This window comes from Komagataeibacter melomenusus, from assembly GCF_013155395.1.
GTDB lineage: Bacteria > Pseudomonadota > Alphaproteobacteria > Acetobacterales > Acetobacteraceae > Komagataeibacter > Komagataeibacter melomenusus.
Window position 1 is genome coordinate 1 of record NZ_JABJWC010000090.1, and the last position, 4,140, is coordinate 4,140.

Below are 4,140 nucleotides of genomic sequence, written 5' to 3' on the forward strand. Positions count from 1 at the left end.
GGCCACGCCCGATCAAGCCGCCCACCCCGCCCCGCAGGCTGACAGAAAACAATGAAGATGACCGGCCATTCCTGGTCGCATCCTGCGGCCATCCACCAGGCAATGCCCGCACTGTAGATGCCTTCTCCTTCAGGCACCGCAACGCATTTTTCTAAAGTCGTACCAGACAGGCCAGACTGCCGGAAGCGGGCCTCTAAAAACCGTTACTTCCCCGTATCAGGAAATGGTGCGCGTGCGGACTGCCAAATGGGGGGCATCACTGTCAGCCATGACAGCATTGTTCAGTCCAGGCGATATGATTGCGGATTCTCGATACCATATTCGCGAAGTATGTGGTCGAACGACCGTTCGTAAACAAGCCTGAGATGGGATTTCGGTCTGCCATCGCGAAACAGGATATCGGTCCGGCCCAGCAGCGCACTGCAGGGATGTTCCTTGACCAGTTCCCGGACCTGGGCAACATGCCCTGCGTCCGATGCAATCCTGAAGGTTAGCTGCCGCCTCAGTTCACCAATCCGGTGTTCCAAACGTCGGGAATACAGTTTCCATGCCTGGACATCGGTTTCGTTTTTTTCGGCTACAGCCCTATAGCTTTCATCTGACTTAAGGGGATTCGAGGGTGACATCGGTTTTCTCTATCCTGGGGAAAAAGCCTTATTCCCGTCGCTGATGATGAGGGCAGGGGAGCGGATCGGGTGGCTGGCTGGCATGGCGACCGGTCATTTGGTGGCAGTATCTCTGCACCCCCGACTGGTAATCCGGATGTGCTTTTATGGCCTCGATTGCAGTCGCGGCATCTGGATGACTTTCCATCAGTCCCTGTGCCCGCATCATGGACGTTACAACGGCAGACAGGCCGGCATTATGCATGCGCAGGTCGGAAATATTGTACAGATGTGTGGCGATTTCTGTTTCAAGCCTGCTGGCATGGGTTTTCCATGACCTGTTGATACGTTCGCACAACATGGCATATGTCATCCACCTGCTGTCACTGGTGGAGACTGTATGCCTGTCTTCTCTGGCCGGGTGCTGCCCGCGGGCCGCATTGTTATCTGTAGCCATCAGACCTATTTCCGATGCATGACGATGGCGCCCCGGTGGCCTTGTGTATCTCTGCCTCAGCTACGCTGATATGCCGCTTCTGGAGTCGTTCAATCATCTTTTCCGTATCCTGAGCTTTGCGTAGTAACTCGTTCTTCTTGTTATTCAGCAAACTGATGAGGCATAGCCGCGTGTTTGAACTCATATCCCGTTTCCCGAGCATAAGCAGATTTATACTAGATCTGGATACACCGATGGCCTCGGCCAATTTGGCCTGATTCTTGATCCCCAGCAGGAGCATGGCCTCCTGAATGATTTCTATCGTCGTGCCATTATCTTCTGCCAATCGTGCCATAAATTATCTTCCGTTACAGAAATTCCTTCGCGTTCCGTGTCTTACGCCAAAGAACTTATTCCTGTACTGTATGCCTATTTATTTTCGACAAAACAGGAGAAACTGGGAATGTCTGTTCTACATATATTTCATATCTGTCGAAAATGGCAACACAAACTGCCTGCACATAAAGGGAAAATTCCACCGTTTTTGGCGGTTAACCGCTATTTCTTATCGTTTATGCCCCTTATCCGTGCCTTACGGCTGCCAGGGTTTGCCTCCATGGCATGTACATAACGTTAATCAATTGTTATGAATACCATGTTTTTGTTAAAAGTTACCCGGAATTACTTTGAATAAAGGCGCAGGCCATCAGGGCCTGGCGGAACGGGGCAGGCAGACGAATGATCGCATCCGCTGGAAATCGGTTCGGACAATGAACCGGTTCTTCCGGATGTGACGAAGCGTTGTGAAAAAAGGCTTTTTGATTTCTTTGATGCGCTCGACGGGGCCGAACGCCTTGGCCCGGAAATGGATATAAAATGGAAGGAGTCATTATTCTGGGTCAGGGGTATTTCCGATGCTGAACTGGTACGGAAACTGAACCGGATTCTCCCTGATTTTGAAGCCATTGTCGCCAATGCCATGACCGCGTAACGCAAGATGACGCCCCAAGGCTATTCTGGTGCTCCCCACGGCATGCCTGCCTGATCAGGGCGTCATCCGCGCCACCAGCAGGGCCACGACCTGCTCGAGCCTGTTCTGGTCCACCAGGGTAAAACGGTTGAGGCGGGGGCTGTCAACGTCCAGCACGCCCACCAGCCGTTCCCCGTGCAGGACAGGCACCACGATCTCGGCGGCAGAGGCTGCATCACAGGCGATATGGCCGGGAAAGGCGTGCACGTCGGGCACCAGCCGTGTCCTGCGCTCTTGCGCGACCGTGCCGCATACGCCCCGCCCCGGCGCAATGCGCGTGCAGGCCACCCGCCCCTGAAAAGGCCCGAGCACCAGCATGCCCTCCTTCCACAGATAGAATCCGGCCCAGTTGATGTCTGGCAGCGCCTCGAACACAAGCGCTGCGATATTCGCCATGTTGGCGATCAGGTCCGTCTCGTCCGCAAGGGTGGCGGCCACCATGGGCACGAGGTCTTCGGGGCCTATGCGGTGGGTTGGGGCTTGCATGGGTTTTCCTTGTGGCGTGAGTCGAGATAAGGGCCTGAAAAGGCAGGCCAGCAAAAACAGGCGGTGTGTCCAGCCCTGTTCAGGGTAGGGGCGCAAGACCCGGCACGGGGCGCAGCAGGTCGCCTGCAGCCAGCAGCCGGTCACGGTACGGGCCGGGCACGGCCTCAAGTTCGGCCATGGTGCCCGTCTGGGCAATATGGCCATGCTCCATCACCACGATCCGGTCAAACCCGCGCAGGGTGGAAAGCCGGTGGGCAACGGCAATGACCGTGCGCCCCACCATCAGCCGCTCAAGGGCGGCATGGACATGGCGCTCGCTTTCCCCATCAAGCGCGCTGGTCGCTTCATCAAGGATCAGGATGGGCGCATTGCGCAGGAAAGCACGCGCAATGGCCAGGCGCTGGCGCTGCCCGCCCGAGAGCATGACTCCCCGCTCGCCCACCACGGTTGCGAATCCCTGCGGCATGGCGTTGATGAAACGGGTGCAGCCCGCAGCCTCGGCCGCGGCCTTCACCTCCTCATCGGTGGCATCAGGCCGGCCGTAGCGGATGTTCTCGCCTACCGAGCGGCGCAGCAGGTACACCTCCTGCGGCACCACGGCCATGGCGGCGCGCAGGCTGGCCTCGTCCAGTTCAAGGATGTTGACACCATCGAGTTCCACCGCCCCCGTTTGCACGAAGCGCTGGCGCTGCAGCAGGGCCAGCACCGTGCTCTTGCCCGAGCCCGACACCCCCACCAGCCCCACGCGCGTGCCTGCGGGAATATCGAGGTTGAAATGCGACAGCACCGGCGCGCCACCGGGGTAGGCAAAGCTGACATCACGCAACTGCACATGCCCGCGCAGCATTGCGGGCGGCAGCACCACCGTCTCGGCCACGCCGCTGCCTTCATGCGCCACCAGCAGGTGGCCCAGCGTCTCGGCCAGGCGGGTGACGTGCTTCATCGCCTCCACCATGGAAAAGGCCAGGTCGCGCGTGCAGTTCAGGATCAGGAAGCCCAGCGTGGTCACCATCACCACATCGCCCGTGGTGGCGCGGTGCATGCGCCACAACAGCACGGCCCACAGCAGCAGCCCCGTGGTCATGAAGGCGGTGACGACGGAATGGATCATCCGCAGCTTTTCCATGTAGCGCAGCGAGCGCGTGTGCAGCCCGATCTCGCCGCTGATGCGCTGGCGCATGCGGCCATGCTCCACCCCCATCATGCCATAGGCGCGCACCAGCGGCAGGTTCTGCATCACGTCCAGCATCTCGCCATCCACCTCCGCCGCTTCCGCCGCGTAGGCCAGGTGCATCTCCTGCCCGTGGCCTGCCAGCAGGTAGATGCACAGCCCCAGCAGCAGCGTCATGCCTACCAGAACCCCCGCCATCAGCGGGCTGACCGTGCCCAGCGTGATGATGGCGAGGAACAGGTTCAGCACCGAAGGCAGCAGGTTCCACGCCGCCATGTTCTCCAGCGCCACCACTGCCCCGGCTGCTGCCGAGACACGGGCCGCGAGGGCGCCGGAAAGCCGGTCGGCAAAATAGGTCGCGTCATGCCCGCTGAGGTAGCGGAACAGGTCGCCGCGCACATCCCCCCCCACC

Annotated in this window: 6 protein-coding genes; 1 reads left to right on the forward strand and 5 read right to left on the reverse strand. The window is 59.3% G+C overall.

The window, feature by feature from the left end; genetic code table 11:
- Positions 1-281: 281 nt before the first annotated feature.
- The 3 genes from HNW77_RS17005 to HNW77_RS17015 form a co-directional block, all read right to left on the reverse strand.
- A complete protein-coding gene (locus HNW77_RS17005) occupies positions 282-626 on the reverse strand; it encodes a hypothetical protein (protein WP_172159274.1) in 345 nt (114 codons plus the stop codon).
- A 28-nt stretch (positions 627-654) separates the two neighbouring features.
- On the reverse strand, positions 655-978 hold the full coding sequence (locus HNW77_RS17010; protein ID WP_172159276.1) for a hypothetical protein: 324 nt from the start codon (positions 976-978) through the stop codon (positions 655-657).
- 70 nt (positions 979-1,048) lie between these two features.
- Positions 1,049-1,396: a helix-turn-helix domain-containing protein gene (locus tag HNW77_RS17015; protein ID WP_172159278.1), complete on the reverse strand. Its 348-nt coding sequence runs from the start codon at positions 1,394-1,396 to the stop codon at positions 1,049-1,051.
- Between the two features lie 435 nt (positions 1,397-1,831).
- Here HNW77_RS17015 and HNW77_RS17020 point away from each other — a divergent pair, with 435 nt between their 5' ends.
- Positions 1,832-2,032: a hypothetical protein gene (locus HNW77_RS17020; RefSeq protein ID WP_172159280.1), complete on the forward strand. Its 201-nt coding sequence runs from the start codon at positions 1,832-1,834 to the stop codon at positions 2,030-2,032.
- Positions 2,033-2,086: 54 nt separating this feature from the next.
- Here the strand turns inward: HNW77_RS17020 and HNW77_RS17025 are convergent, their stop codons facing one another.
- The gene (locus HNW77_RS17025) at positions 2,087-2,557 is read right to left on the reverse strand and encodes a GAF domain-containing protein (protein WP_172159282.1); all 471 of its coding nucleotides are present in this window, start codon (positions 2,555-2,557) and stop codon (positions 2,087-2,089) included.
- Positions 2,558-2,636: 79 nt separating this feature from the next.
- Positions 2,637-4,140: ABC transporter ATP-binding protein (locus HNW77_RS17030; protein WP_172159284.1), on the reverse strand; the 1,504-nt coding region annotated here is incomplete at its 5' end.